The organism is Clostridium gasigenes, assembly GCF_017348895.1.
In the GTDB taxonomy this organism is placed as follows: Bacteria; Bacillota; Clostridia; order Clostridiales; family Clostridiaceae; genus Clostridium; species Clostridium gasigenes.
The window spans coordinates 1457501-1460000 of record NZ_CP071376.1; the positions used below are offsets into that span (position 1 = coordinate 1457501).

The 2500-nt window shown below is 49.7% G+C and carries 2 rRNA genes (both cut by a window edge); both read left to right on the plus strand.

Annotated features, from left to right (window positions below):
* A 23S ribosomal RNA gene (locus J1C67_RS07055) occupies positions 1-2334 on the plus strand; it begins 572 nt to the left of the window's first position.
* A 90-nt stretch (positions 2335-2424) separates the two neighbouring features.
* A 5S ribosomal RNA gene (gene rrf, locus J1C67_RS07060) occupies positions 2425-2500 on the plus strand (it continues 41 nt past the right edge of the window).

Below are 2500 nucleotides of genomic sequence, written 5' to 3' on the forward strand. Positions count from 1 at the left end.
GCCCCATACGAGGGTGATGATGTGCTTTTTGTAGAACGAGCCAACGAGTTACGGTATGTAGCAAGGTTAAGTACTTAAGGTACGGAGCCGAAGGGAAACCAAGTCTTAATAGGGCGACTAGTTGCATGCCGTAGACCCGAAACCGAGTGACCTATCCATGGCCAGGTTGAAGCGGGGGTAAAACCCCGTGGAGGACCGAACCACGTTGCTGTTGAAAAAGCATGGGATGAGCTGTGGATAGCGGAGAAATTCCAATCGAACTCGGAGATAGCTGGTTCTCCTCGAAATAGCTTTAGGGCTAGCGTCGGATATGAGTAATGGAGGTAGAGCACTGAATGGGCTAGGGGGCGTATCGCTTACTGAACCTTATCAAACTCCGAATGCCATATACTATTAGTCCGGCAGTCAGACTATGAATGATAAGATCCATGGTCGAAAGGGAAAAAGCCCAGATCGTCAGCTAAGGTCCCAAAGTGTAAGTTAAGTGGAAAAGGATGTGGGATTTCAAAGACAACTAGGATGTTGGCTCAGAAGCAGCCATTCATTGAAAGAGTGCGTAATAGCTCACTAGTCAAGAGATCCTGCGCCGAAAATGTCCGGGGCTCAAACTTACCACCGAAGCTACGGGCTTGTATTTAATACGAGCGGTAGAGGAGCGTCGTAATCGGGCTGAAGTCGTACCGTAAGGAGCGGTGGACTGATTACGAGTGAGAATGTTGGCATTAGTAGCGAGATGTAAGTGAGAATCTTACAGGTCGAAAACCTAAGGTTTCCTGGGGAAGGCTCGTCCGCCCAGGGTTAGTCGGGACCTAAGCCGAGGCCGAAAGGCGTAGGCGATGGACAATTGGTTGATATTCCAATACCACTACAATCGTTATTATCGATGGTGTGACGGAGAAGGATAGGATGTGCTAGCGAATGGAAATGCTAGTCTAAGCGTTTAGGGAGTTAAGGTAGGCAAATCCGCTTTAACAATTCTGAGGCGTAATGGGGAAGGCCTTTTAGGCTGAAGTATCTGATTCCATGCTTCCAAGAAAAGCATCTAGAAAGAGAAGTAGTGCCCGTACCGCAAACCGACACAGGTAGGTGAGGAGAGAATCCTAAGACCATCGGAAGAATTGCAGTTAAGGAACTAGGCAAATTAACCCCGTAACTTCGGGAGAAGGGGTGCCTGCGAGAGCAGGCCGCAGAGAATAGGCTCAAGCAACTGTTTAACAAAAACACAGGTCTCTGCTAAAGCGTAAGCTGATGTATAGGGGCTGACTCCTGCCCGGTGCTGGAAGGTTAAGGGGAATGCTTAGCGCAAGCGAAGGTGTGAACTTAAGCCCCAGTAAACGGCGGCCGTAACTATAACGGTCCTAAGGTAGCGAAATTCCTTGTCAGGTAAGTTCTGACCCGCACGAATGGAGTAATGACTTGAGCACTGTCTCAACTGCAAATCCGGCGAAGTTGTAGTGCGAGTGAAGATGCTCGCTACCCGCGATTGGACGGAAAGACCCCGTAGAGCTTTACTGTAGCTTAGCATTGAATTTCGGTATTGTCTGTACAGGATAGGTGGGAGACTGGGAAGCTAGGGCGTTAGCCTTGGTGGAGTCATCCTTGGGATACCACCCTGACAGTACTGAGGTTCTAACTGGACGCCATGAAACTGGTGACAGGACATTGTTAGGTGGGCAGTTTGACTGGGGCGGTCGCCTCCTAAAAAGTAACGGAGGCGCTCAAAGGTTCCCTCAGAACGGTCGGAAATCGTTCGAAGAGTGCAAAGGCAGAAGGGAGCCTGACTGCGACACCTACAAGTGGAGCAGGGACGAAAGTCGGACTTAGTGATCCGGTGGTACCTCGTGGGAGGGCCATCGCTCAACGGATAAAAGCTACCTCGGGGATAACAGGCTGATCTCCCCCAAGAGTCCACATCGACGGGGAGGTTTGGCACCTCGATGTCGGCTCGTCGCATCCTGGGGCTGTAGTAGGTCCCAAGGGTTGGGCTGTTCGCCCATTAAAGCGGCACGCGAGCTGGGTTCAGAACGTCGTGAGACAGTTCGGTCCCTATCCGTCGCGGGCGTAGGAAATTTGAGAGGAGCTGTCCTTAGTACGAGAGGACCGGGATGGACCGACCTATGGTGCACCAGTTGTTCCGCCAGGAGCATCGCTGGGTAGCTAAGTCGGGACGGGATAAACGCTGAAAGCATCTAAGCGTGAAGCCTCCCTCAAGATGAGATTTCCCATAGCATAAGCTAGTAAGACCCCTTGAAGAACACGAGGTTGATAGGTCAGAGGTGTAAGTATGGCAACATATTTAGCTGACTGATACTAATAGGTCGAGGGCTTGACCAATTTACAATAATTCATGTGCAATTTTCAGAGAACAAAACTCTGATAAAATTAAATATAAGAGACTAAATCTATGATTTAGGATCTAAACCATCTGGTGATGATGGCGTAGAGGAAACACTCCTTTCCATTCCGAACAGGAAAGTTAAGCTCTACAGCGCTAATGGTA